The following is a 23848-nucleotide window of genomic DNA, read 5'->3' as shown; positions in this document are numbered from 1 at the left end:
CCGGCGCGGCCCGTCCATGCGATCGTCCCGACTCGCCCTTGCGCTGGAAACCGGCGCCCTGACCCTGCCCTCGGACGGGGACATCCTTGTGCTGAATGCGCAGTCCGGAGATGATTTGTCCTCCCTGCCGCGTGACCGGCTGGTGCTGGTGCAGACGATGCGGTCCGAACACGATGCGCTGGCGGCGCAGGGGTTTTCTGTGACGGCAGAGGTGCCCGTCGCGCCCTTCGCCGCAGCGATTGTCTGCCTGCCCCGGGCCCGCGACCATGCCCGCGCCCTTGTCGCGCAGGCGGCGGGGGCTGCGATGCCGGGCGGAACGGTTGCCGTGGACGGGCAGAAGACCGACGGGGTCGATGCCGCGCTGCGCGAGCTGCGCGCGCGGTTGCCGGTGTCGGAGCCGCTGGCCAAGGCGCACGGCCGACTGTTCACCCTTGCCGCCGGTCCGGGACTGGAGGACTGGCTGCCGGCAATCCGTCTGGTTGAGGGTGGCTTTGCCACGCTGCCCGGCGTGTTCTCGGCGGATGGTCCGGACCCGGCCTCGGTCTTGCTTGCAGAGGCGCTGCCAGAGGCACTGCCTGGCCATGGCGTCGATCTGGGCGCGGGCTGGGGATATCTGGCGCATGCCGCACTGTCGCGCCGGGGTGTGCGGTCAGTTGATCTGGTCGAGGCCGACCACACGGCTCTTGCCTGCGCCCGGATCAACATCACCGATCCCCGCGCGGCTTTCCACTGGGTGGATGCCATGCGGTTCCGACCGGCCCGCCCGGCAGACTGGGTGGTGATGAACCCGCCCTTTCATGCTGGTCGCAGGGCCGAACCCGCACTTGGCGCGGCATTTCTGTCCGCGGCGGCCGGCATGCTGGCCGCCGATGGCGTGCTCTGGCTGGTCGCGAACCGGCATCTGCCCTATGGTCCCCTGCTGACGACGCTGTTCCGCGAGATCGACGATATCGGCGGCAGCCCGGCCTTCCGGCTGACCCGGGCGGCCCGACCCCTTCCCCCTCCCCGAAAGGCCAGGACATGACGCTTTCCATCCAGGGCAAGACCGCGATCGTGACGGGTGCCGCCGCCGGGATCGGGCTGGCCGTTGCACGGCATTTCCTCGACAAGGGCGCCAATGTGATGTGTGCCGACATCGACGAGGTGCGGCTCGAGAACGAGTGCGGGGAAGAGGCGCGCAGCGAAGGAGCACTGCGGTTCTTCGGCGGCGACCTGCGGGAAAAGCTGACGGTGGCGAACCTGCTGTCGGCCACCATCGACGCTTTCGATCGCGTGGACATACTGGTGAACGCAAGCCGTGCCTTCTGTCTGTCTGATCCGCTTGATCCGTCGGGCGATGCGGTCGATCTCATGCTGCAGCACAACCTCATGTCGGCACTGCGCCTGACCCAGGTGACGGCAAGGCGGATGATCCTGCAGGCTGAGAAGAGCGGCACTTCCGGCGGCTCCATCGGGTCGATCATCAATCTGTCGTCGCTGGCCGCCTGCCGTACCCAACCCGAGCTGCTGGGCTATTCGATCTCTTCTGCGGCGATCGAGCAGATGACGCGCACGATGGCGATTGCCCTCGCGCCCAAGGGCATCCGGGTCAATGCCGTGGCTTTCGGCTCGGTGATGAGCGCCAGCCTGCAGGCGCAGATCAAGGAACACCCGGACTATCGCCAGACCATCGTGGACGGCACACCGATGGGACGGATCGGCGCCCCGGCGGAACTTGCGGAAGCGGTGCAATATCTTGCCTCGGACGCGGCGAGCTTCATGACCGGTCAGATCCTGATGCTCGATGGCGGGCGGTCGCTTATCGATACCGTCCGGGCGCCCGCGTTCTGACACCTATTCGGGGTATTGCGCCCGGCAGGATGCGACGGCCGGGGCTGCGGCGCGGGCCCGTTCTGCGCGCTTCGCCTGCATCGACGACAGTTTCTGTCGCTCGGCGTTCAGGTCGATTGCCTTGGGCCGGGTGCGCGTGACCTCGCGATCCTGAAAGCAGGATACGGCGATCGGCGGCAGGGTGGCCCCGGTCTCGTCCTTTCCGCCGCCTTCCAGACAGGTCCCCATGACTGTGATGTCGACCGTGTACTCCTCGATGGCATAGCCGCGGGCGAGATTGCCCTCGGTCTCTGCGATCAGGCGGTCGAGAACGCGCAGGTCGCGCGTCTCACGCGCAATGCAGGCCTCTTGCGGGGTGGCGCATGCTGCAAGTGCCAGCAGGACAGACAGGCGGGCAATGACGATGGGACGCATGGGTACCTCCTGCCGCAAGGGTAGCGCAGCGGTGGCAGGTCGGCCATGGGGTGCTTGCGTCAACTCCTGCGGCGCGGCAGGACATCGCCATGATCGACCTGTCGCACCTGGCCGTCCCGGGCACCATGTTTGCGCTGCGCGCAACGCCGCGTGCCAGGCGCAGTGCGCTGGCGGTCGCCGATGACGGCACGCTGCGCGTTCACGTCACCGCGCCTGCCGAGGACGGGCGCGCCAATGAGGCGGTGCGCAACCTGCTGGCAGAGGCACTGGGCGTCGCGAGAACCCGGTTGGTACTGGTGCGAGGTGCGACCGCACGGGACAAGCTGTTCAGGCTGGATTGACCTGCACGCTCAATCGCCGACCGGGCGCGACAGCCGGTAGCTGCCTTCGGGCAGGTCAAGCGCCGCCATCAGGTCGCGCAACTGCGCCATCGACAGCGTGACCGTCACCGGGCCGCCTTCGCGCTCGTCCTCCTGGGTGATTGTCACGCAATCATCGAAGGCGTGGATCACCACATCTTCGACAAGATGCGTGCCGCCTTCGTCGATCAGGGTGATCACCGTGGCGTCGAATTCGTGCTCGATCGTGAACATGCGGGCGACCATACGGCGACGATAGCGAGGCGACAACACCCTTGCGTGACCCGGCATCGCGCGGCCCTTTCCGGCCCGATCTGTTCTGCTAGACAGTTCCGGGAAGGCTCGCGAGGGAGATGGCGAATGCGGTGGCTTGGCGGGCTCTTGCTGGCGGCGGCGCTTGCCGGATGCATGCCGACCTACGACGTTGCGCTGCCGGTGCCCGCGCCGCAGCCGGTCGAGGTTTCCGCGACCCGGCCGTCCGACCTCTTGCCGCCCCGCGCCGCAGCGCAGAACTTCGTGGCGGCGGTCGATCGCGTGCAGCCGGTGGCCGAGGCGTATTGCCGTGCCCGCACGCGCGGGGTGCCCTGTGCCTTTCGTGTCGTGATCGACGACCGCCCGGGACAGCCGCCGAACGCCTTCCAGACGCTGGACCGGGCCGGTCGGCCGGTTCTGGGCTTTACCCCGTCGCTGATCGCCAATGCGCGCAACATCGACGAGATCGCCTTTGTCGTGGGTCACGAGGCGGCGCATCACATTCTGGGCCACATCCCGCTGGTTCAGCAGAGCGCGACCGAGACAGCACTGCTGGCCGGGGTGCTGGCGGCGCTTGGCGGGGCGGACGCGGCGGCGGTGCGCAGCGCGCAGGATGTGGGCGCCACATTGGGTGCAAGACGCTTCTCGAAGGAATTCGAACTTCAGGCCGATGCACTGGGTGCCGAAATCGCGTTCCGTGCCGGTTTCGACCCGGTGCGCGGTTCGGCATTCTTTGACCGCCTGCCCGATCCGGGCGACCGTTTTCTTGGCAGCCACCCCCCGAATGCCGAACGGCGCAACGTGGTTCGCCGAACGGTGGCTGCGCTCCGCTGAGCCGGGCGCATCGCCTTGATCTGGGTCAAGGCGGCATGCAACGGCGAACCGCACCCTGTGATCGAGTGAAGGGAGCGGACATGATCGTCAATCAGGATCACCCGGGAGCGTTCTGGCTTACCCTCGGGATGGCGCGGGCAGCAGGGGTGAATCTGCCCGGCGCCGTTGTCGAGGGTTGGTTGAGCAGGACCGAACTCATCGGCATGGTCAACCGCTGCGACCGCTGTGGCCATGATGCGGAGTGCACCGTCTGGCTGGCAAGGTCGCAGCCCTGGCCCAGGCATCTGCCCGAAATCTGCCCGAACGCGGGCGAGATAGAAGCACTGGTGCAGCCGCGCTGACGGGCCGAGGGGCGGGTCAACCCGAGGCCGCGACCCGTTCTGCAAAGCGGCGGGCGATGGCCGGTGACTCGCCAAGGTCGGGCCTGATGCCGATGTTCAGATCGGGAAAGCGCGTGGCCGCGAGATCGGCGAGCATCTGTCCCGTTGCCCGCGCCTCGGCCGCCATTGCCTTGACCGCCGCCTGCGCCTCGGGTCGCGGCATGTGACCGGCAAGCGCGAAGGTGATGCTCTCGGCCGCGATCAGGCCGCTGTCGCTGCCAAGGGCACGTTCCATCGCTGTTGCATCGGGGCGCAGCCGGGGGATGGTTTCGGCCAGTACCCGCAACGCGGCGCCGGTGGTGATCATCAGGGGCGGCAGCGTCAGCCATTCGGTGAACCATGCGGCGCCATCGCGCGCCTGACGGTGCAACCCCGCGCCCGCCAGTGTCGCGGCCAGCCCGCCCGCCGACCGCGCAAGTGCAACAAGGACGGCCGCCGCCACCGGATTTTCCTTTTGCGGCATGGTCGATGATGCGCCTGCCCCGGTGATGCCAACCTCCGCAATGCCGGTCTGCGCCAGAAGCGTCAGATCCTCGCCGACCTTCCCTGCGGCAACGGCAATCCCGGCGGCAAGGCTGGCGAGCTCGGCGATCCGGTCACGGTCCGAATGCCAGGGTCCGCCCGGATCGGTCAGGCCGAGCGTCCGCGCGAGTGCGGCACGCACCGCGGGGCCGTCCGCGCCAAGCGCCGAAAGCGTGCCCGCCGCCCCCCCGAACTGCACGGCCAGCAGACGCGGGCGCAGGTCGGCCAGCCGTTCGCGATGCCGCAGAAACGGTGAACCCCAGCCCGCAACCACGGCACCGAATGTGGTCGGCACCGCCGCCTGCCCGTAGGTGCGCGCGACCATCGGTGTATCGGCGTGCACCGTCGCAAGATCCGCAAAGCCGCGCAGGATCGCTGCCATGCGGGTCTCCCAGATCGTCAGCACCTGACGCAGCCGCAGCATCAGGCCGGTATCCGCTATATCCTGTGACGTGGCCCCCCAGTGCAGCCATTGCGCGTGCTCGGGCGCGCCGCTGGCCTTGCGGAAGGCCGCGACGAGATCGGGTACGGGAACCCCGTTCGCGGCGGTGCCCGGCGCCAGTTCGGCGGCGTCGATCTGCACCTCCTGGGCCGCCCGGTGCAGGAAGGCCGCCGCAGCCTCGGGGATCAGGCCAAGGTCACCCTGCACGCGTGCAAGGGCCCCCTCGACCAGCAGCATCGCGCGGATCTCGGCCGTGTCGGTGAACAGCCGCGCTGTCTCGGCGTCGCCCAGCAGGCGGGCGTAAAGGGCGCTGTCGGCGGGATGGGCGGGCATGGCGCGGTTCCGATGCTGCGGCGGGTTCGGACAGGCCCGCGCCCCGCCGGCAATGAGAGGGCAGGGGCCAGGAAGTCAGGCTGCCTGCGGCATCCGCAGCCCCAGTATCGTGCGCGCCTCCTGCCACGTCGCAACCGGGCGGTCGTGGCGCTGGCAGATCTCGACCGCACGGCGCACGAGCGCCGCGTTCGACGGCGCAAGGTGTTCCCGGTCCAGCCGCACGTTGTCTTCCATCCCCGTCCGCGTGTGTCCGCCCTTGGCGATGCACCATTCGTTGACGATGGTCTGTGTCGCGCCGATCCCGGCAGCGCACCATTGCGATCCGGGCGCCAGACGGTTCAGTGTCTCGACATAGAAGTCGAAGATGCGTTCATCGGCGGGCATCCCGTTCTTCACCCCCATCACGAACTGCACGTAGAGCGGGCCCTTCAGCCGTCCGTCGCGGGCCATCGCCGCGGCCTGCGTGATGTGCGAAAGGTCGAATGCCTCGACCTCCGGCTTGACGTCATGCGCGATCATTTCGGATGCGAGCCAGTCTACCAGTTGCGGCGGGTTCTCGTAGACGCGGGTCGGAAAGTTGTTCGACCCCACGGCGAGCGAGGCCATGTCGGGCCGCAGCGGCAACATGCCGCCGCGTTCCTGCCCGGCGCCCGACCTGCCACCGGTGGAAAGCTGCACGATCATGCCGGGACAGTGCCTTGCCAGCCCCTCCATCAGCCGGGCGAAGCGATCAGGGTCCGAGGTGGGCTTGCCCGCGTCATCTCGCACATGGCAGTGCACGATGCTGGCACCCGCCTCGAAGGCCTCCTGCGTGCTTTCGATCTGTTCGGCGATGGTGATGGGAACCGCAGGGTTGTTTTCCTTGGTCGGCAGCGATCCGGTGATGGCGACGCAGATGATGCAGGGATTGGTCATTGGTCAGATATCCAGAAAGACCGTTTCACCCTCGCCCTGAAGACGGATGTCGAAACGGTAGGTTGAAGGCGATGTCTTCCGTGCGATCAGGGTGGACCTGCGCTGCACCTGTTCCACGAGGTTCAGCACGGGGTCTGCCGTGTTGTCCTCGTCCTCGAAGTACATCCGCGTGTTCAGGCCGATGTTGATCCCGCGCGCGACGATCCAGAGGTTGAGGTGCGGCGCCATCCAGCGGCCGTTGCGCCCCATGACCGGGCCGGGCTTGACCGTGCCGAATGACCAGAGGCCGCTTTCGAAGTCGGTGATCACCCGTCCCCAGCCGCGAAAACCCGGGGCAACATCGGCATGGCGGGGATCTTCGGCATGCGGATAGATGCCCGCGGCATCGGCCTGCCAGACCTCCAGCATCGCATCCTTGACCGGTGCGCCGGTGCCGTCGATGACCAACCCCTCGACCCGGATACGCTCGCCGGCGGCGTCGGGTCCGGCGATGTCCTGGCCGAGCTCGTTCCGGTAGATGTCGAACCCCGCCGCGCCGGGTGCCAGGCCGATATGCACATAGGGACCGGCGGTCTGGGACGGGCTTTCCTTCAGATAGTTCAGGGGCTGCGGCATGTCAGTTTCCCTCCAGCCGGTTCTCGAACAGCGTGGAGCGCCGTCCCCGCAATATGATGTCGAACTTGTAGGCCAGGCTGTCCAGCGGGATCGCCGAATTCATGTCCAGCGGCGCGATCAGTTGGTCGATGGCGCGCGGATCGGGAATGGTCCGTATGATCGGACATTGCGCGATCAGGGGATCGCCCTCGAAATACATCTGGGTGATCAGGCGCTGCGCGAAGGCGGTGCCGAATACCGAGACATGGATATGCGCCGGGCGCCAGTTGTTCACCCAGTTGCGCCACGGGTAGGCGCCTGGCTTGACCGTGCGGAAGACGTAGTAGCCATCAGCATCCGTCAGCGTCCTCCCGCATCCGCCGAAATTGGGGTCGATGGGGGCAAGGTAGGTATCCTTCTTGTGGCGATACCGGCCGCCCGCGTTGGCCTGCCAGATCTCCACCAGCGTGTCCGGCACGCCGCGCCCGTTCTCGTCCAGCACACGACCATGCACGATGATGCGTTCGCCGACCGGATCGCCGGTCTTTGCGTAGTTCCGGATCAGATCGTTGTCGATCGGGTCGATGTCGCCATGGCCGAAGGTCGGTCCGGTGATCTCCGACATCGAATTCTGCAGCGACAGCATGGCGAGGCGCGGACTGCGCGCCACGCTGGTCTTGTAGTCGGGGGCCAGCGCAGGCGGCTGCCACAGCCGGTCGCGCTGATGGAATTCGGCGGGTTTCATCACGACTCCTCCTGCCTTGCCATCGCGGCAAAGACCTCCCTTGCAATCTTCATGGCATGGTTCGCGCGGGGTACGCCCGCATAGATGGCGACGTGCAGCAGCACCTCCATCACGTCATCCTCGGTGGCGCCGGTGTTGGCCGTGGCCCGTAGATGCAGGCGCAGTTCCTCATCGTTGCCCAGTCCCGCCAGCAGCGCGATGGTCAGCATCGAACGCTCGCGCAGGGGCAGCGTGTCGCGCCCCCAGACATGGCCCCAGGCGGCGTCGGTGATCAGCCGCTGGAACGGCGCGTCGAACGGCGTGGCGGCGTTGAGCGACCGATCCACATGCGCGTGCCCCAGGACACGGCGGCGCGTGGCCTCGCCGAGGGCGGAGACCGGGGTGGCAGGATTGTCGTCAGGCATGCGCGTGCTCGATGAGGAACGGGGACAGGAGTGCGGCAAACGCGGCGGGGGTTTCGACCGGGGGCAGGTGGCCCGCCCCCGGGATGACGTGGAACGCCGCGCCCGGGATCAGATCGGCGGTCGCGCGCACCAGATCGGGCGGCGAGGCGCCATCATGCTCTCCGGCGATCACCATCGCGGGCCGCCGAAGCGCCGCCGTTGTCGCCGCAAGATCGGATGCGGCGAGCGCCCGGCAGGCGGCGATGTATCCGGTTGCCGGCGTGCGCGTCAGCATCGCCCGCCAGGGCGCGCAGGCGTCGCTGTGCCGGAAAGGTGCAGCGAACCAGCGGTCCAGAACCGCGTCGGCAATCCCTTCGATGCCGCTGGCAGATACCGCGGCGATCCGGGCTTGCCAGCTTTCGGCCGATCCAAGCCGCGCGGCGGTGTTCGACAGCACGATCGCGCGCACCAGATCGGGGCGCCGGGCGGCGACAGCCTGCGCAATCTGGCCCCCGATTGACAGGCCAACCACCACGGCGGATTGCCCTGCATCAGTGATCAGCGCGGCCGCATCATCGGCGAGACTGTCGATCGTGACCTCGGGTGCCAAGTCGGAAAGTCCGTGGCCCGGTTTGTCGAACCGTGCAAATCGCAGCCCTGAAGGCAGCAGCGGCAAGACGTCATCCCACAGCCGCAGATCGGTGCCCAGCGAGTTCGCAAAGAGCACGAGCGGCCCCGAACCTTCTGTGCGCACATGCATGGCGCCCCACGGGCGCATCAGGACTTGCATTCTTCCCCCCTGCCTTGGCATGACTTTTGCACATGGTTATTGCCAAAGGAAATGCGAAATGTGGGAAGATGCATAATCACCTGGGCATGCACCCCGGGATCAAGCTTCGCCATGTCCGGGTGTTTCTGGACATTGCCGCCAGCGGAAACCTGTCGGCCGTGGCACGACAGCAGGGCATCACCCAGCCTGCCGTGTCCCGGTCGCTGGCCGAGCTTGAGGTGCTTCTTGGACAGTCGCTGTTCCTTCGCACGGGGCGGCGTCTGGTTCTGACCGAGGCGGGTCAGGTGTTCCGTCGCCATGCCGCCCAGGCCCTGGCCGCGCTTGACCAGGGCGCGGCGGCGATGCGGCCCGGCGGCCCCGGTGGCCGGCTGAGCGTGGGTGTCCTGCCGACCGCCGCGACGCGGCTGTTTCCTCAGGCCGCCCTGCGGTTCCATGCGCTGCGGCCGGGCACGGTGCTGACGGTGACGACGGGGCCACATGCGTTTCTGATGGAACTGCTGCGCCGGGGCCGCATTGACCTCATGCTGGGTCGGATGCCCGCGCCGGACGAGATGGCGGGCCTGAGCTTCGCACATCTCTATGAAGAGGATATCGTGCTGTGTGCCCGCGCGGGTCACCCGATGGCCGTTGCGCCTTTGGCCGAGATGCTGGCCCGGGTTCCGGTTATCCTGCCCCCCGCCGGTGCCATCATCCGGCGAGCCGTCGACGATTTCCTGGCATCGCAGGGTCTGGCCGGAATCCGCCCGGCCGTCGAGACGGTGGCACTTGCCCTGGGTCGCGGCATCGTGCGGGGGTCCGACGCCGTGTGGTTCATCTCGCGCGGCGTGATCCTGGAGGAACTGGAGCGCGGCGAACTCATCCTGATGCCCGCGGCGGCGCGGTTCCTGTCGGGTGCCGTCGGCATCACCGGCCGCCAGGGCGCGACCAGTGAGGATGCCGAGATCCTGTCGGCCATCCTGCGCGACGCGGCGGGACGTACCGACTGATCGCCCTCATGTGCGGGCTTTCCAGGCCGTCGCGGCCTCGCGCGCATGCCGCAGCAGGATCGCCGCATCGACATCGACCGCGGTGAACATCGTTCCGGCGGCAACGGCCGCGTCGAGCAGGTCAGGGTCGAGTGACAGGATGCCTGCCGGTTTCCCGGCTGCCCGGATACGGGCGATGGCCGACAGGATCGCCTTGTGAACGGCGGGGTGGGCCGTGTTGCCGGGGTATCCCATCGAGGTGGCCAGATCCGCGGGCCCGATGAATATGCCATCCACCCCGTCAACCGCAGCGATCGCCTCGATCTGGCCGAGCGCCTCGGCCGTTTCCACCTGCACAAGCAGGCAGATTTCCGCGTTTGCGCGCGCGATGTAGTCAGGCACCAGGCCAAAGCGCGACGCCCGCGTGATACCCGCCACGCCGCGCGTGCCTTCCGGCGGGTAGCGGCAGGCGGCGACGGCGCGGGCGGCCTCGGCCGTAGACTGGACATAGGGCACCAGAATCGTCTGCGCCCCCGCATCCAGAAGCCGCTTGATCTCGACCGCGTCGTTCCAGCCCGGGCGCACCGCGCAATGGGTGGGGTAGGGTGCGACCGCAGCCAGCATGGCCTGCACCGTCGTCAGGTCAGTCGTCGTGTGTTCGGTGTCGATCAGCATCCAGTCGAACCCGCAACCGGCAAGCGACTCGGCATGGCCCGCCCCCGGGATCGAGCACCAGATGCCGATCTGCTGGCGCCCCTCGCGCAGCGCGGCCTTGAATGTGTTGCGTGGCAGGTCCATTGGCAGGCTCCTTCATGGGGCGATGACGATCCGGGTTCGGGTTTCTGCGGCGCGGTGGACGGCAAGCGCCACCGCAAGGCTGCGCCGTCCGTCCTCGCCCGAGACGAGTGGTGGCTCCTCGCCACGGATGACGCGGCCGAACTGCTCGGCCTGCCGTATCAGCGGGTCGCCATGGCCGCGCGGCAGCGTGGCTGCGGTGATCGGATCCCACCAGCCGCGCGGGCCGTCATGGCGCCAGACGCGCAGCGCAGGAAGTTCAAGGGCGCCCGTTGTTCCGCCGATCTGATAGCAGGACTGGCCCGCCGGCGGATAGTCGGGGTTCTCGCCCGAAGCCAGTTCCCAACTCCACGGTGCGGGAATGCAGTCGGCGACGCTCAGCGTGCCGATTGCGCCACTGGCGAATTCGATGACCACGGCCGCCGCATCCTCGACCGCGTGCCCCCGGATCGCGCGCGTGACCACGGACTGAACCGCCACGATCTCGCCCGCCAGGTGGCGCAGCAGATCGATGTCATGGATGCAGTTCAGCAGCACCGGACCGGCGCCGGGCCGGCGGCGCCAGTCGTTCGCGAAATAGCTGGCGGGCTTTTCCAGCCAGAACATCCCGTGGACCGAGACGATGGCGCCGATCCCGCCGCTGTCGATCAGCGACTTTGCCTCCGCGATCAGCGGGTTGTGACGGCGATGATGGCCGGTCAGAACCGGCAGGCCCGCCGCGCGCCCCGCGTCCACGATCCGCCCCGCCCCCTCGACATCCGTCGCAAGCGGTTTTTCGACCAGCACGGGCAGGCCCATCGACAGCGCATCCAGGGCACCCGACACATGCAGCTGGTTCGGCGTTGCCAGGATTGCCCCCGCCGCCACCCCGTGCGGCAAGTCGGACAGCGACGGAAACCAGGGCAGGCCCATGGCCTCGGCCACCTCGCGTAACGCGGGTGCCGGGTCGATGACGGCAGCCGGGCGCACGCCGCCGGCGGTGCGGAGGGCCGCCAGATGCCGCTGGCCGATCAGGCCTGCCCCCACCACCGCGATCGGGGTTTCTTGCATCATCCCAGCAGCGTGGCCATTCGCCGGACGGCGGCCTGATACCCCTCGGTGCCCAGCCCCGCGATCACGCCATCGGCGCGCAGCGAAACGTAGGAATGGTGCCGGAAGGACTCGCGCTTGTGGACGTTCGAGATGTGGACCTCGATGACAGGGCCCTCGAACGCATTCAGCGCGTCCAGGATGGCGACGGACGTGTGGGTGTAGGCGCCGGGGTTGATGACGATGCCCTGCGCCGCCTCTCGCGCTATGTGGATCTGGTCGACTATGATGCCTTCGTGGTTTGACTGGAACAGTTCCACGGCCAGCCCGAGACCCTGCCCAAGCGCCACGCAGGCTGTCCGCACGTCATCCATCGTTTCACGCCCGTAGATTTCCGGCTGGCGCCGCCCGAGCAGGTTCAGGTTCGGGCCGTTCAGGATGTGGACGGTGGGCATCTGTCGGATCTCCGGGGGTTCGGTCTGGGCGGGGTGCCGTGCAGGCGCGACCTTGCCGCAACCTGGGGCATCGCGGCAACGGCGGATTGCTGGCCGTCCGGCGGTGGGCCGCAGGATCGGCAACCCGACAGTCGCGTTGTCATGGCCCCTCCCGGCAAAGCACGCCGGAGGGTTTCTAGATGCTGCGCCGGACGTTGGAAAGAAAAAACGATTATCCGGCGCCTCATATGAAATTTCTGCACAATCGACGAAAGGCGGCTTCGTAAGGCTTTTTATGGACAGGTGGCGGCAATCCTGCGACCGTCCCGCATGTCGCCCGCCAAGAGGCGATTCGACCATTCGGGAGGGAGGAGCCCATGCCGTTCACCACCACGCGCCGCGCTATGCTTGCGGCCTCGGCCGCTGTTGCCCTGGCACTGTCCGCAGGCATCGCAGCCGCGCAGGACAAGATCCAGCTTCGCATGTCCACCGTCGCCACCGAGACCGATCAGCGCACCCGCGCGCTTGCCGAGGTGTTCGGACCCGGCGTGGCCGAATTCGCCAACTACGAGCCGCATTACAACGGCACCCTGTTCAAGCAGGCGACCGAGCTTGAGGCGATCGCACGCGGCAACCTGGAAATGGCCATCACCTCGGCGCAGGAACTGGCGACGTTCTTCCCCGAGTTCTCGGTCTTCACGGCCGGGTACCTGCACCGCGATGCGGCGCATCAGGTTGCCGTCTTCAACGATCCGCTGATGGATCCGTTCAAGAAGAAGGCCGAGGATGAACTTGGGGTGAAACTGCTGACAGTGATGTATCTTGGCCGCCGCCACGTGAACCTGCGCGGCGAGCAGGAGGTCAAGACCCCGGCCGATCTTTCGGGCGTCAAGCTGCGGATGCCCGGCACGGACGCCTGGCAGTTCCTCGGCTCGGCGCTTGGGGCCAATCCGGTGCCTGTCGCCTTCGGGGAAATCTACACTGCGCTTCAGACCGGCGCCGTCGACGGGCAGGACAACCCGCTGCCGACGGTGCGCGATTCGAAGTTCTACGAGGTGACAAAGCAGATCGTGCTGACCTCGCATCTGGTCGACCTGAACTATCTGGCCATCTCCAAGAAGGTCTGGGACGGAATGACCCCGGACCAGCAGGCCGCGACGCAGGCTGCGGCCGATGCGGCGGCCGAGGCCGCGCGGCAGCGGCAGCTGGGCCTTGAGGACGAGCTTGTCCAGTTCATGAAGGACCAGGGCCTGAAGGTCTATGAACCCGACATCGCCGCATTCCGTGCCAAGGTGCAGGCAGACTATCTTGCCTCGCCCTATGCGGCGGCATGGCCTGCCGGGATCGTGGATGCGATCAACGCCGCCGGGAACTAGGGTTCCACCCCGGTGTCGCGCATCCTGACCGGGTTGCGCCACGCTGCCGATGGTGTGGCGGCGGGCATGCTTCTTGCGATGTTCGCCGTCTTCATCGCGCAGATCGCCGCGCGATACCTGTTCAACCTGCCGGTTGGCTGGACCGTGGAGGTCTGCCTGACGCTCTGGCTCTGGCTGGTCCTCTGGGGCGCCGGGCTTTGCCTTGCGGACCGCGATCATGTGAAGTTCGATCTGCTCTATCAGATGGCAAGCCCCGGCACGCAGCGCATCCTCGGCGCATTGTCTGCGGCCTGCATCGTCGTCGGGATCGCGGTCGCGCTGCCTGCAAGCTGGGACTACGTCGATTTCTACCGCATCAAGCGGAGCGCGACGCTTCGCATTCCGCTGAACTGGATTTTCATTGTCTACATGCTGTTCTGCGGCGCGCTGATCGTGGGATATGGCTGGCGTCTGGCCCAGATCCTCCGCAACCCGCAGCGGACGGATCCCTGAGATGAGCCTGGGCTTCCTCGTCTGCCTGGTCGCGGTGTTCCTGCTGGCTGCCATCGGCACGCCGATCGCCTATGCCCTTCTCCTCGGCGGGATCGTCTATCTCGGGGTGATCGGGGCCGACATGGGGCTGGCCGCCGAACAGCTGATCCAGTCGATCTATGACGGCTACATCCTGCTGGCGGTGCCGCTGTTCATCATAGCGGCCAACATCATGAACGCCGGCGCGATCAGCGAGCGCCTGCTGGGCTTCTGTGTCGCCGTCGTGGGGCGGTTCCGGGGCGGGCTTGGCCACGTCAACATCGTGTCCTCGCTCATCTTCGCGGGCATGTCGGGATCGGCGGTGGCTGATGCGGCGGGCATCGGCAAGATCATCATCGGCATGATGACGAAGGACGGACGCTATCCGCGCGGCTATGCCGCTGCGATCACCGCCGCCTCGGCCACCATCGGCCCGATCATTCCGCCCTCGATCCCGATGGTGATGTATGCGCTGATCTCGGGCCAATCCATCGGCTACCTGTTCCTTGCTGGCATCGTTCCCGGGTTCCTGATGGCCGTGATGCTGATGGTCATGAACCACATCCGCGCCACACAGATGGGGGTGCAGCAGGAAGCGCCGGTTCCGGTCCGCGACATTCCCCGCCTGACCGTGCAGGCGGTGCCCGTGCTCCTGATGCCGGTGATCCTGCTGGGCGGCATCTATGGCGGTGCCACAACGCCCACCGAGGCCGCCTCGATCGCCGCGCTCTACGCGCTGCTGCTGGCTGTGCTGCTCTACCGGTCGCTGTCCGTCGCCGTCTTCTGGCGGCAGGTCGTCGACAGCGCCCGGCAGGCCGCGACGGTCGGCATCGTCATCGGCTGTGCGCTGATCTTCAACTACATCGTCGCATCCGAACGCATCCCGAATGCATTGCAGTCCTGGCTTGCCGGGATGGAGATGAGCCCGATCGTGTTCCTGCTGGCGATCAACCTGCTGCTTCTGCTTCTGGGCTGCCTGCTGGATGCGACCACCATCATCCTGGTCATCCTGCCGCTGTTCGTGCCGACATGTCAGGCCCTGGGCATCGACCTGGTGCATTTCGGCGTGGTCGCGGTCGTGAACTGCATGATCGGGCTGATCACGCCACCCTACGGCATGCTGCTGTTCGTCATCAACGCGGTCACCGGGATCCCGCTGCGCGACATCATCGTGAATGTCCTGCCGTTCCTGTTCGCGTTGCTGGTGGCGCTGATGTGTCTCATCTTCTTTCCCGGCCTGTCGCTCTGGCTGCCGCGCCAGTTCGGCTATGCGGGGTGACCGGCAGCCTTCACCCGGCTCCCGGCCTCGTGCCATGCGCGGCGAGGGCGTGCTCCACGCCCCCGTCGATGTGCCGCACCAGAACCGCCTGGGCCGCATCCACATCGCGGGCAAGTGCCGCCTCAAGAAGCGCGCGGTGCTCGGCCGCTGCGATGGCGCCGCGATAGGTCAGGTACAGCATCTGGTAGCGCAGGTACTTGTCGAACACGGCGCCATGCACCGCCATCAGTTCGGCCGACCGGCAGGCGCCGATCAGGGTCTGGTGAAAACCGAAGTCGTAGCGCTTCCATTCTGTCCGGTCGACCGTCTCGCCTGCCTGCATCCGCGCCTCCATCCGGGCAAGCTTGTGATGCGCCGCGACCACGTCGGCCTCCCACGCGATGTCGCCCAAACGCAGGGACTGCGCGAGCGCGTCCAGTTCGATCAGCTTGCGCAACGCGGCCAGTTCCAGCAGGTTCGCCGCGGAAACGGGGGCAACCGCAAATCCGCGCTGATCCTCGGTCACCACCAGCCCCTCGGATGTCAGCCGGTTCAGCACCTCGCGCAGGGTGGGAACCGAGGTGCCGTAGGATTCGCGCAGATCCTCCAGACGCAGCCGGGCAGCCGGGGGCAGGCGACCGAACACGATGTCCGACCGGATGCGTTGATAGGCGGCCTGAAACATCGACAGCGCCACGGACCCGATCCCATGCCAGACACACGTCGCGCATGATCCTAGCCGTTTTCCCCAGACAGGCCAGATCGTCGTTCATGGTTCAGGGCAGGAGCATGGGATGACCGGGGCGCCGAGCAAGGAAACCCTGTCCAGCCGGATCGCCGCGGATCTGCGCGATGCGATCCTTCGTGGCGACCCGCCACCGGGTGCCAAGATCAACCTTGATCGTCTGCGTCTCGCGCATGGCGTCTCGATCAGCCCCCTGCGCGAGGCTGTGGCCCGCCTGGTGGGCGATGGTCTGGTGACGTTCGAGGATCAGCGTGGATACCGTGTGTCGCCGGTGTCGGCAGCCGACCTTGCCGAGGTCACGCGCCTGCGCGCAGAACTGGAAGTCCTGGCCCTGGGGGCGAGCATCGTTGCGGGTGATCTGGATTGGGAAAGCGATGTCATGCGCGCGCTGTACCGGCTGAACCGGACCGAACGCCATACCGAGCACCGGCAGACGCAGGAGGCGTGGGAAGCCGCGCATGCCGCGTTTCACATGGCGCTGATCCGGGGCTGCGGAATGCCGATGCTGCTGCGGTTGTGCACCACGCTGCACGACCTGCATGACCGCTACCGGCGGCTGTTCCCGATTGCGGCGGCGCCCGACCGGGATGTGCGGGCCGAACACGCGGCGATTGCAGATGCCGTTGCCGCCCGCGATGCGGAGCGCGCGACCGCTGCGCTGCGTGCCCACATCCACCGGACGGGCGAGACGTTGCAGGCGGCCCTCGCGGCGGCCGCCGGCACAACACCCGGGCAGGGCTGACCGGTCGGGACCGCCGCCGCGCTACGCCCGCCCGCCGGTCAGTGCGATCGCCACAGAAAGACCGGCCAGCACCAGCGTCAGCAGCACCAGGCGGGTGCGGTCTGCGCGATCGTCGGGGCGTGTGACAAAGCCGCGAAAGCTGCGCAGCGTCGCACCCAGCCCGGGAAAGGTGCGGCCACTGTCCCGGACGGCGCGCGCGCGCAGGCGGAACAGGATGCGGAAGGCCAGTACCGCCCAGACGACAAAGACTGCGGCCTGGGCCAGCAGCAGGGCGTGCCACAGTGTCATCCCTTCCCCCGCAACAGGAACCGCGTCGCGGCGAAGGCCGACCAGCCGAAGAACACCCCGGCAATTCCCGCCACCTCGACCAGCCCCGGACCTTCGGGCAGGCCATGCACCGCAAGGACAGCGGCCAGCAGCGCCAGCCCGACGGCCGAGAAGGCCAGCCGGAACCATGCCTCGCCCCGGGTCAAGACGAAGGCTCCAGCCAGGCGCCGGCGGCGGGGACCCGTCCAAAGGCAAGATGGAAATCGTCCAGTTGCGGCGGTGGCACGGAACTGCCCGAAAGCATGGCATGGGCCTGCCCACGGTGGTGGATCTGATGCTGGAACAGATGCAGCAGCACCGCCCCCGCAGTCTCGGTGACCATGCCCTGTGCGCCGCGGTCGGTGTCGACCGGCTGCATGGGATCAACCTGCTCGGCCAGCCGGATCAACCGGATGTCCGACAGGCGTTGCGCGGCGGCGAGGCTCGGAACATCGGCGAAGGACGGGTGTGGATCGTACACGCCAAGCCCGCGACCGCCGCCCTCGACGGCGTCGATGTAGTAAAGATCGACGGCATGCAGGTGTTCCAGCGTCGCGCGCAGCGACGGGAAGAACGCGGTCCGCCGCGCGTCCCATTCCCCAGGCGCCAGTCCTGCGCAGGCCGCCAGTAGCGTCTCGTTCGCCCAGGCGTTGTTGCGCGCCATCAGGGAAAGCGGACGGAACGTCATGGCAGGGCGTAGGGACCGGCCAACGCCGGCACGACGCGCCCGGCGCATTCACCGAAACCGATCCGGAACCCGTCGCCCTGCGCATGGCCGCGCAGGATCAGGGTGTCGCCATCCTCCAGAAAACTGCGACTGCCGCCCGCGATGGCCAGCGGCTCCTTTCCGCCCCATGACAGTTCCAGCAGGCTGCCCCGGCTGCCTGCGGTGGGCCCCGAGATCGTGCCCGATCCCAGCAGGTCGCCCACCGTCATCGGGCAGCCGCACAGGGTGTGATGCGCCAGTTGCTGCGCCGCAGCGTAATAGAGTTCGCGCGCATTGGTCTGGGCGATCACCGTCTCGGTGCCGCCGTCCGGCCGCAGCGCCACGCTGAGATCGATGTCCTGCCCCAGCGGTCCGGGTTCGGCCAGATAGGGCAGAAGCGGCACCTCGCGTTCGGGCGTCGGCACGCGGAACCCCGACAGCGCCGCCCGCATCACGATCCAGGGCGAGATCGTCGTCGCCGTCGCCTTTGCCTGGAACGGACCCAGCGGCTGATACTCCCACGCCTGGATGTCGCGGGCCGACCAGTCGTTCAGCAGCACATAGCCAAAGATCATCTCGTCAGCCTCGGCCACCGTCACGGGCCGGTCCGACGCGCGGCCGACGATCGCACCCAGTTCCAACTCGAAATCGAACCGGGCCGAAGGTGCAAGGCGCGGCGCGGCGTCCTGCGGCCCCTTCAACTGGCCCCAGGGCCGCCGCACCGGCGTGCCCGAGACCACCACCGAGGATGCGCGGCCGTTATAGCCGATGGGAATGTGCAGCCAGTTCGGCGGCAAGGCGTTGGCCGGATCGCGGAACATCGAACCCACGTTGAACGCATGGTGTCGGCTGGCGTAGAAATCCGTGTACTCGGCCACCAGCATCGGCATGTGCAATGTGACGCCTGTCCGCGGATGCAGAAAGGGTTCGACCTCGGCACGGGTCTCGGCACCCTCCGCCAGATAGCCCGTCAGGATCGTGCGCATCCGCGCCCAGGCCTTCTGGCCCAGTTCCATCACCTCGTTCCAGTAGGGCAGGTCCATCACAGGGTCGTCGGCCAGCCGCAGCCAGCCCGCGCGCTCCATGCCGGCCACATCCAGCACCATGTCCCCGATGGCCACGCCGCAACGCGGGTCCTCGCCCGCCACCGAGAACACGCCAAGCGCAAGGTTGTTCAGCGGAAAGTCGCCGGCCGGATCGTTGGCGCCGGGCACCCAGCTTTTGCGCAGCGTCATAGTTCAATCTCCATTCCATCTCGGCCGACCGTCACCGGCCCGTTCCAGACCGCGGCGGCCCGCGCCAGCCAGTCTTCATCGGTGAACGCAGGGTCATCCACCGGAATCAGGTGGTTCAGCACCAGCCGTCCCGCACCGGCCGCCCGTGCGATCCGAGCCGCCTGCTCGACGGTCGAATGCGCCATGTGCAGATGGTTGCGCAGCCGCTGGCCCAGCCCCGTCTTGGCGATGATCGCCTCGATTCCCTCGGGCAGCATCGCCTCATGCACCAGCACCGCCGAGCCGCGTGCGAACTCGGCCAGCGGCGGGTGGAACGCCGTATCGCCCGACAGCGTCACCGACACTGCCCCGTCGAAACGCCAGGCGAAACAATGTTCCAGCGGCGGGTGCGGCACGCGCATGGCCCGGGCCACCAGGCCGGGGGCTGCAAAGACCTCGCCCTCGTCATGGACATGCAGGCGCACCAGATCGGCCAGCGGCATGCGCCCTTCATCATGCACGCGGATCGTGATGTCATAGGCCAGCGACGCCAGGAAGCCCTGCCAGTATACGTCAATGCCCGGCGGCCCCCAGACGTCGACGGGCCGGGCAAGGCCGGTGGTCCAGGCCGTGTGCAGCAGCGGGCCAAGCTCCAGCACATGATCCGAATGCAGATGCGTGATCACGATGTGGTCTATCGTCCGCAGGTCGGCCCCCGCCTCGACCAGCCCCTTTGCAACGCCGAGGCCGCAATCGATGACAATGCGTTGTCCCGCCATGTCCAGCAGCGTCGATGTCGGCATGGCGCCGCGTGCGCGGATCGCCGGTCCACCCTTCACGCCCAGCAGGACCAGGCGGTCGGGCCGGGTTGCCGCGCCGGTTTCCGGGGGTGTCGCGGTGGTGCCTGTCATGCGGTTTCCCCGTCGGGCCCCGCCAGCCGGGGCCGCGCCACAACCCTATCCGCCCGGCAGCGCCCCGAAAAGCCCGGATGCCGCCCCTCAGGCAGGGACAGTCCGCACCATGCCACGGATCATCGACAGGCCGAGCAGTGCCGTGACGCCGGTGACAGTGGCGACAAGCACAAAGAACACCTCGGCCCCCGCGCTGTCCATGATCGCGCCAAAGATCAGCGGAAGCGAGATGCCCCCCGCCAGCCCCGCCGCGATCAGCACCGGCGACACCCGCGGGTCCTGTCCCATCTGCGCGACCCCGGTCATGTAGAACGCGGGAAAGAACAGCGCCGCCGCCCCGCCGATGGCCACGAAAAGCCAGACCGGTCCGCCCGCAGCAATGGCCGCCGCCCCCAGCCCCGCTGCCGCAAGCGACCCCGCCAGCAGCGGAAATGGCGCGACCACCCCGGCCAGCGGCACTAGCAGCAGCCGCGCGACAAGAAATGCGACAAAGAACGCCGACAGCATTCCCGCCGCCCCGGTCTCGGACACGCCAAGCGCGATAAGCCCGGTGGGACCAAGGCCGATCAGGCAGGCTTCCACCCCGATGCCAAGCGCGCCGAACGCAAGCACCGGCAGGCGAAGCCGGAACCCCGACCCTGCCGCCGCCGTTGCCGCCACCGGTGCCGTTCGCCCGGTCGCCATGCAGGTCAGCGCGGCAAGCCCCGCCAGCACGCCATAGGCCAGTGCCGGGCTCGACCCCATGGCGACAAAGGCCAGCGGCGCGCCGATGGCGCCGATCCCGAAGATCGCGTTCAGCAGCGCCAGCATCGACGGTCCGCGCGGCCCGAACACGATCAGGAAGCGGCGGTTGTAGATGACGGTCGAGAACCCGTATCCCACCCCGAACACCACTGCCGCCGCGACGGTGAACGACCAGCCCAGCCCCGCCGCGATTCCCGCGGCCCCTGCGGTCATCGCAGCCAGCGCCATGCGCGGGCTGATCGCCTCGCCCCGCCAGAACATCAGCGCCACGCCCACCGCCGAACCGATCCAGTGTGCCGAGATCAGCAGCCCCGCCTGCCCGGTGCCGATACCGAATTCGCGCGCAAAGGCGGGCAGCGCCGGGCCGAACAGCGACTGCCCCGCACCCATCAGCACAAAGCTGACAAGCCCCGCCATCAGCAGGCCCAGATTCGCCGCCAAGTCCGCCCGCATCGCCAGATCCTCATCCGCGTTCCGCCCCGTCTCGCCGCCGCGTCACGGGCTGTCAATCCCGCGCGCCGCTTGCGCCACGCATGGCTTCCATGCAGTCATGGCAAGGCTTCCAGAGGTGCCCCATGTCCGCCCCCGATCCGTCCGAGACCGTGCTGTTCGACTACTGGCGGTCATCGGCCGCCTACCGTGTCCGCATCGCGCTGAACCTGGCGGGCATCGCCTATCGCGCGGTGCCTGTGAACATCGCCGCCGGTGAACAGCGGTTGCCGGAAAACCTGGCGCGAAACCCGCAGGGTCTGGTGCCCACGCTGGCCATCGACGGGCTGACACTGACGCAGTCGGTGGCCATCCTGGACTATCTCGAGGACACGCGCGGCCCGATCTTCCTGCCCGCCGATCCGGCGGGCCGTGCCCGGGTGCGCGCGCTGGCCCATGCCATCGCGATGGAGATCGCTCCGGTCGCCAACCTGTCGGTGCGCCGCCGCGTGGCCGAACTGTCCGACGGCCGCATCACGCCCGAGGGCTGGGCCAACGAGGTGATGGAACGCGGGCTGACCGCACTGGAGCGGATGCTGGATCATCCCGCGACGGGCATCTTCTGCCACGGCGACAGCGTGACCCAGGCCGATATCTGCCTGGTGCCCCAGATCTACAACGCCCGCCGCGGCGGGCTCGATCTGGCCCGCTGGCCGCGCATCCTGCGCATTTCGGCGGCACTAGACGCCTTGCCGGGCGTCGCTGCCGCGCACCCCGACCGCCACATTCCTGAAGGAGCCACCCCATGACCGGCATCGTTGTTCTCTCCGGCGCACGCACCGCCATCGGCGGATTCGGCGGCGCGCTGGCCGCCCTGGCACCCATCGACACGGCAACCATCGCGATGAAGGCCGCACTGGCGCGCGCCGGGGTCGATCCCGCCCGGATCGGGCAGGTCGTCATGGGCCACGTCATCAACACCGAACCGCGTGACATGTATCTGTCGCGTGTCGCCGCGATGCAGGCAGGGGTGCCGGAGTCGACACCGGCGATGAATGTCAATCGCCTCTGCGGATCGGGCGCGCAGGCCGTGGTTTCGGCGGCGCAGGCGCTGATGCTGGGGGACGCCGATTTCGCCATCGCGGGCGGCGCCGAAAGCATGAGCCGTTCGCCCTATGCCCTGTCCGCCGCACGCTTCGGCCAGAAGATGGGGGACACCAGGGCGGTCGACATGATGACCGGGGCGCTGACCTGCCCGTTCGGCACCGGCCACATGGGCGTCACGGCCGAGAACGTGGCGGATGAGCATGGCATCACCCGGGCCGACCAGGACGCCTTCGCACTGGAAAGCCAGGCGCGCGCGGCCCGCGCGATCGCGGAGGGCCGGTTCCGCGACCAGATCGCCCCGGTCGAGGTGGCCGGGCGCAAGGGCACCGTGGTCTTTGACACCGACGAACACCCCAAGGCCACCAGTGCCGAGGCGCTGGCGGGCCTGCGCCCGGTGTTCCGCAAGGACGGCAGCGTGACTGCGGGCAATGCCAGCGGCATCAACGATGGTGCGGCCGCTCTGGTGCTGGCCCGCGAGGATGCCGCCGCCGCCGCCGGGCTGACGCCCCGCGCCCGCATCCTGGGCTATGCCGTCGCCGGGGTCGCTCCCCGGGTCATGGGCATCGGCCCGGTTCCCGCCGTCCGCAGCCTGCTGGCCCGAATCGGGCGTGAGGCCAGCGATTTCGACGTGGTCGAATCGAACGAAGCCTTCGCCGCGCAGGCGATCGCCGTCACGCGCGCCCTGGGCCTCGACCCCGCGCGGGTGAACCCGAACGGCGGCGCCATCGCGCTGGGCCACCCGGTCGGCGCCACGGGCGCGATCCTGGTGGTCAAGGCGATGGCCGAACTGGAGCGCACGGACGGGCGCCGCGCCATCGTGACGATGTGCATCGGCGGCGGGCAGGGTATCGCGCTCGCGCTGGAGCGGGTCTGACCCCGGCCGTGCCCGGGGGCCGGCTATCCGTCACCGATCGACACATCCGCGCGCAGGGGCAGGTGATCGGATGCAAGGCTGATGCCGGGGTCGGTCACCGCGCGCACCGCCAGAACCCGCGCGCCGTCGCATCCGGCCACGCGATCCAGCGTCAGCAGGGGGCGTGCCGCCGGAAAGGTCGCGGCACGCGGGCCCTGCCACCGACGCCCCGTCACCGCCCGCGACAGCGCCAGTCCGCCCCAGGGCCGCCACTCGTTCAGGTCCCCCGCAAGTATCGTGGGCATCATGGGTTGCCGCGCCATGTACTGCCCGATGATGCGCATCTGCGCGATCCGCAGCACCTGCGACAGCGACAGATGCGTGGCGATCAGCCGGAACATGCGGCCGCCTCCCTCGGCCACGATCACCACCGCGCCCCGGTGGCAATGTCCGGGCAGGTCGATCAGTTCGGCCCGCCGGACCTCCAGTCCGGGGCGCAACAGCACGACCACCCCCAGGAAACCCAGGCTGTGCCCGCCCCACCGCAGCGTCGGCCCGGCATGGGCGTGGCGCAGGCCGGTCGCACGCTCCAGGTCAGCCGCCTCCAGCAGGGCGCGGTGCGGACGGCAGTCCTGATCCGCCTCCTGCAGGGTCAGGATGTCGGCGGCCTGCAATCCGGGCCGCGTCTCCATCATCGACAGGATGCGCGCGGGGTCGGCACGCCCGTCACGGCCGCGCGTGCGATGGATGTTCCAGGACAGGACCGACAGGCGCAGCGTCATCTGCGTCCGCCCGGTGCCGAACGCCTGCGCCGCCGTCCCACAGGGTCGGTGCCCGGTGTTTCCGCACGACTCGGCAAGTTCCCGCAAGCTTTGGCGATCATGCGTCCTTTGCCCTTGAATCCCGGCGCGTTCCGGCCACATTCCGCGCC

The 23848-nt window shown here is 68.3% G+C and carries 31 protein-coding genes; 12 read left to right on the top strand and 19 right to left on the bottom strand.

Annotation, left to right across the window (positions count from 1 at the left end; translation table 11 throughout):
- Positions 1 to 16: 16 nt before the first annotated feature.
- A complete protein-coding gene (locus KF887_18780) occupies positions 17 to 1024 on the top strand; it encodes a class I SAM-dependent methyltransferase (protein QYK41384.1) in 1008 nt (335 codons plus the stop codon).
- A complete protein-coding gene (locus tag KF887_18775) occupies positions 1021 to 1830 on the top strand; it encodes an SDR family oxidoreductase (protein ID QYK41383.1) in 810 nt (269 codons plus the stop codon). Before KF887_18780 ends, KF887_18775 begins: the two co-directional genes overlap by 4 nt.
- A gap of 3 nt (positions 1831 to 1833) precedes the next feature.
- Here KF887_18775 and KF887_18770 read toward each other — a convergent pair whose 3' ends face one another.
- Positions 1834 to 2244, bottom strand: coding sequence for a hypothetical protein (locus tag KF887_18770; protein ID QYK41382.1), 411 nt, complete (start codon positions 2242 to 2244; stop codon positions 1834 to 1836).
- Between the two features lie 89 nt (positions 2245 to 2333).
- Between KF887_18770 and KF887_18765 the strand changes: the two genes are divergently transcribed.
- On the top strand, positions 2334 to 2585 hold the full coding sequence (locus tag KF887_18765; GenBank protein QYK41381.1) for a DUF167 domain-containing protein: 252 nt from the start codon (positions 2334 to 2336) through the stop codon (positions 2583 to 2585).
- A gap of 9 nt (positions 2586 to 2594) precedes the next feature.
- On the opposite strand, the gene KF887_18760 is transcribed toward KF887_18765, so the two are convergent.
- On the bottom strand, positions 2595 to 2837 hold the full coding sequence (locus tag KF887_18760; GenBank protein ID QYK41380.1) for a hypothetical protein: 243 nt from the start codon (positions 2835 to 2837) through the stop codon (positions 2595 to 2597).
- 126 nt (positions 2838 to 2963) lie between these two features.
- On the opposite strand from KF887_18760, the gene KF887_18755 reads away from it, so the two are divergent.
- Both KF887_18755 and KF887_18750 read left to right on the top strand, forming a co-directional pair.
- A complete protein-coding gene (locus KF887_18755; protein ID QYK41379.1) occupies positions 2964 to 3689 on the top strand; it encodes a M48 family metallopeptidase in 726 nt (241 codons plus the stop codon).
- Between the two features lie 80 nt (positions 3690 to 3769).
- Positions 3770 to 4030 (top strand): hypothetical protein, encoded by a 261-nt coding sequence (locus tag KF887_18750; protein ID QYK41378.1) that lies wholly within the window; start codon positions 3770 to 3772, stop codon positions 4028 to 4030.
- Positions 4031 to 4046: 16 nt separating this feature from the next.
- On the opposite strand, the gene KF887_18745 is transcribed toward KF887_18750, so the two are convergent.
- From KF887_18745 to pcaD, 6 genes are all read right to left on the bottom strand, one after another.
- Positions 4047 to 5366, bottom strand: a complete 1320-nt coding sequence (locus tag KF887_18745; protein ID QYK41377.1) for an adenylosuccinate lyase family protein — start codon at positions 5364 to 5366, stop codon at positions 4047 to 4049.
- Positions 5367 to 5441: 75 nt separating this feature from the next.
- A complete protein-coding gene (locus KF887_18740; GenBank protein QYK41376.1) occupies positions 5442 to 6281 on the bottom strand; it encodes a 3-keto-5-aminohexanoate cleavage protein in 840 nt (279 codons plus the stop codon).
- A 3-nt stretch (positions 6282 to 6284) separates the two neighbouring features.
- Positions 6285 to 6896: a protocatechuate 3,4-dioxygenase subunit alpha gene (pcaG, locus tag KF887_18735; GenBank protein ID QYK41375.1), complete on the bottom strand. Its 612-nt coding sequence runs from the start codon at positions 6894 to 6896 to the stop codon at positions 6285 to 6287.
- A gap of 1 nt (position 6897) precedes the next feature.
- On the bottom strand, positions 6898 to 7620 hold the full coding sequence (gene pcaH / locus KF887_18730; GenBank protein ID QYK41374.1) for a protocatechuate 3,4-dioxygenase subunit beta: 723 nt from the start codon (positions 7618 to 7620) through the stop codon (positions 6898 to 6900).
- A complete protein-coding gene (pcaC, locus tag KF887_18725) occupies positions 7620 to 8024 on the bottom strand; it encodes a 4-carboxymuconolactone decarboxylase (protein ID QYK41373.1) in 405 nt (134 codons plus the stop codon). The genes pcaH and pcaC overlap by 1 nt, the downstream gene beginning before the upstream one ends.
- Complete coding sequence (gene pcaD / locus KF887_18720) at positions 8017 to 8793, bottom strand: 3-oxoadipate enol-lactonase (protein QYK41372.1); 777 nt, start codon at positions 8791 to 8793, stop codon at positions 8017 to 8019. Before pcaD ends, pcaC begins: the two co-directional genes overlap by 8 nt.
- Positions 8794 to 8861: 68 nt before the next feature.
- Here pcaD and KF887_18715 point away from each other — a divergent pair, with 68 nt between their 5' ends.
- Complete coding sequence (locus KF887_18715; protein QYK41371.1) at positions 8862 to 9779, top strand: LysR family transcriptional regulator; 918 nt, start codon at positions 8862 to 8864, stop codon at positions 9777 to 9779.
- Between the two features lie 6 nt (positions 9780 to 9785).
- Here KF887_18715 and KF887_18710 read toward each other — a convergent pair whose 3' ends face one another.
- From KF887_18710 to aroQ, 3 genes are read right to left on the bottom strand one after another with little or no spacing between them, the layout of a single operon-like run.
- Positions 9786 to 10556 (bottom strand): 4-hydroxy-2-oxo-heptane-1,7-dioate aldolase, encoded by a 771-nt coding sequence (locus KF887_18710; protein QYK41370.1) that lies wholly within the window; start codon positions 10554 to 10556, stop codon positions 9786 to 9788.
- A gap of 12 nt (positions 10557 to 10568) precedes the next feature.
- On the bottom strand, positions 10569 to 11606 hold the full coding sequence (locus tag KF887_18705; GenBank protein ID QYK41369.1) for a Gfo/Idh/MocA family oxidoreductase: 1038 nt from the start codon (positions 11604 to 11606) through the stop codon (positions 10569 to 10571).
- Positions 11603 to 12037 (bottom strand): type II 3-dehydroquinate dehydratase, encoded by a 435-nt coding sequence (gene aroQ / locus KF887_18700; GenBank protein QYK41368.1) that lies wholly within the window; start codon positions 12035 to 12037, stop codon positions 11603 to 11605. The genes KF887_18705 and aroQ overlap by 4 nt, the downstream gene beginning before the upstream one ends.
- 356 nt (positions 12038 to 12393) lie before the next feature.
- Between aroQ and dctP the strand changes: the two genes are divergently transcribed.
- From dctP to KF887_18685, 3 genes are all read left to right on the top strand, one after another.
- On the top strand, positions 12394 to 13392 hold the full coding sequence (gene dctP, locus KF887_18695) for a TRAP transporter substrate-binding protein DctP (GenBank protein ID QYK41367.1): 999 nt from the start codon (positions 12394 to 12396) through the stop codon (positions 13390 to 13392).
- Positions 13393 to 13458: 66 nt separating this feature from the next.
- Entirely contained in the window at positions 13459 to 13884 is a 426-nt protein-coding gene (locus tag KF887_18690; protein ID QYK43654.1) for a TRAP transporter small permease, read from the top strand.
- 1 nt (position 13885) lies between these two features.
- Entirely contained in the window at positions 13886 to 15181 is a 1296-nt protein-coding gene (locus tag KF887_18685; protein QYK41366.1) for a TRAP transporter large permease, read from the top strand.
- Positions 15182 to 15191: 10 nt separating this feature from the next.
- Here KF887_18685 and KF887_18680 read toward each other — a convergent pair whose 3' ends face one another.
- Positions 15192 to 15845 carry a GntR family transcriptional regulator gene (locus KF887_18680; GenBank protein QYK43653.1) on the bottom strand — a complete coding sequence of 218 codons (654 nt, stop codon included), beginning with the start codon at positions 15843 to 15845 and terminating at the stop codon, positions 15192 to 15194.
- A 109-nt stretch (positions 15846 to 15954) separates the two neighbouring features.
- Here KF887_18680 and KF887_18675 point away from each other — a divergent pair, with 109 nt between their 5' ends.
- Positions 15955 to 16647: a GntR family transcriptional regulator gene (locus tag KF887_18675; GenBank protein ID QYK41365.1), complete on the top strand. Its 693-nt coding sequence runs from the start codon at positions 15955 to 15957 to the stop codon at positions 16645 to 16647.
- Between the two features lie 21 nt (positions 16648 to 16668).
- On the opposite strand, the gene KF887_18670 is transcribed toward KF887_18675, so the two are convergent.
- The 6 genes from KF887_18670 to KF887_18645 form a co-directional block, all read right to left on the bottom strand.
- Positions 16669 to 16935 carry a hypothetical protein gene (locus KF887_18670; protein ID QYK41364.1) on the bottom strand — a complete coding sequence of 89 codons (267 nt, stop codon included), beginning with the start codon at positions 16933 to 16935 and terminating at the stop codon, positions 16669 to 16671.
- A complete protein-coding gene (locus KF887_18665) occupies positions 16932 to 17120 on the bottom strand; it encodes a hypothetical protein (protein QYK41363.1) in 189 nt (62 codons plus the stop codon). Before KF887_18665 ends, KF887_18670 begins: the two co-directional genes overlap by 4 nt.
- Positions 17117 to 17641, bottom strand: a complete 525-nt coding sequence (locus tag KF887_18660; protein ID QYK41362.1) for a DinB family protein — start codon at positions 17639 to 17641, stop codon at positions 17117 to 17119. Before KF887_18660 ends, KF887_18665 begins: the two co-directional genes overlap by 4 nt.
- A complete protein-coding gene (gene fahA, locus KF887_18655) occupies positions 17638 to 18894 on the bottom strand; it encodes a fumarylacetoacetase (protein ID QYK41361.1) in 1257 nt (418 codons plus the stop codon). Before fahA ends, KF887_18660 begins: the two co-directional genes overlap by 4 nt.
- On the bottom strand, positions 18891 to 19784 hold the full coding sequence (locus KF887_18650) for an MBL fold metallo-hydrolase (GenBank protein ID QYK41360.1): 894 nt from the start codon (positions 19782 to 19784) through the stop codon (positions 18891 to 18893). Before KF887_18650 ends, fahA begins: the two co-directional genes overlap by 4 nt.
- Positions 19785 to 19871: 87 nt before the next feature.
- Entirely contained in the window at positions 19872 to 20981 is a 1110-nt protein-coding gene (locus KF887_18645) for a hypothetical protein (protein ID QYK41359.1), read from the bottom strand.
- A 122-nt stretch (positions 20982 to 21103) separates the two neighbouring features.
- Here KF887_18645 and maiA point away from each other — a divergent pair, with 122 nt between their 5' ends.
- The gene (gene maiA, locus KF887_18640) at positions 21104 to 21766 is read left to right on the top strand and encodes a maleylacetoacetate isomerase (GenBank protein QYK41358.1); all 663 of its coding nucleotides are present in this window, start codon (positions 21104 to 21106) and stop codon (positions 21764 to 21766) included.
- Positions 21763 to 22938, top strand: coding sequence for a beta-ketothiolase BktB (gene bktB / locus KF887_18635; GenBank protein QYK41357.1), 1176 nt, complete (start codon positions 21763 to 21765; stop codon positions 22936 to 22938). Before maiA ends, bktB begins: the two co-directional genes overlap by 4 nt.
- 23 nt (positions 22939 to 22961) lie before the next feature.
- On the opposite strand, the gene KF887_18630 is transcribed toward bktB, so the two are convergent.
- The gene (locus KF887_18630; protein ID QYK41356.1) at positions 22962 to 23699 is read right to left on the bottom strand and encodes an endonuclease/exonuclease/phosphatase family protein; all 738 of its coding nucleotides are present in this window, start codon (positions 23697 to 23699) and stop codon (positions 22962 to 22964) included.
- Between the last annotated feature and the right edge of the window lie 149 nt (positions 23700 to 23848).

This window comes from Paracoccaceae bacterium, assembly GCA_019454225.1.
Lineage (GTDB): Bacteria > Pseudomonadota > Alphaproteobacteria > Rhodobacterales > Rhodobacteraceae.
This window is presented reverse-complemented; position numbering and strand designations above follow the sequence as displayed.